This window comes from Helicobacter sp. 12S02634-8 (assembly GCF_002272865.1).
Taxonomy (GTDB): Bacteria; Campylobacterota; Campylobacteria; order Campylobacterales; family Helicobacteraceae; genus Helicobacter_J.
In genome coordinates, this window is the sequence record NZ_MLAP01000056.1 from 1 (window position 1) to 557 (window position 557).

The window sequence follows — 557 nt, forward strand, 5'->3', positions numbered from 1 at the left end:
TCTCCTATAAGTTCGCATCTCACTTCATAAATGATCTGCTTGATTTTTCTATTGACCGTATCAATCACCACTTGACTTTGGTGGCTCAAGATATGTTCAATTGTAAAGACAATGATCTCTGTATCTCTAGGATCAGGGAAGCGTTCATGGATAGCATCATAGGTGCTTTGATCCAAATGATATGGCATAATTTCCATCACTTCTCCTTTATGGGCATATTCTAACATATTTTATCCTTTATGGGATTAAACATTCAAGGGCATTTCAATATCCCAAGTGGGATAAAGAATCCCAACTATGGGCTGTAAGTCTTAGAATCTCATGGATTCTTCAAAGGGGATTTTTGGTCATAAGTGTAGGTAGGCACTTTTAGAATAAAGTGCAGAGTTCTCCTTAAAGGAGATTTGGATTAATCCCCTTTGAAGGATCTATGAAGCTAAAAGCTTCCTACTGCTTTTGAAGTTTTCTTCAGACTCTCCAAGTGGAGTGCAGGCTTGTTCTATTTATGGCAAACGCCAAAGGTGCTTGAGTGAAGACCTAAATCTCATAATGAGTAG

The 557-nt window shown here is 38.1% G+C and carries 1 protein-coding gene; it reads right to left on the minus strand.

Annotated elements, in window-relative coordinates; all coding sequences use genetic code 11:
* Positions 1-227, minus strand: a 227-nt coding sequence (locus tag BKH46_RS09345; protein WP_143428967.1) for a hypothetical protein, incomplete at its 3' end; no start/stop codon positions are given.
* Positions 228-557: the final 330 nt, after the last annotated feature.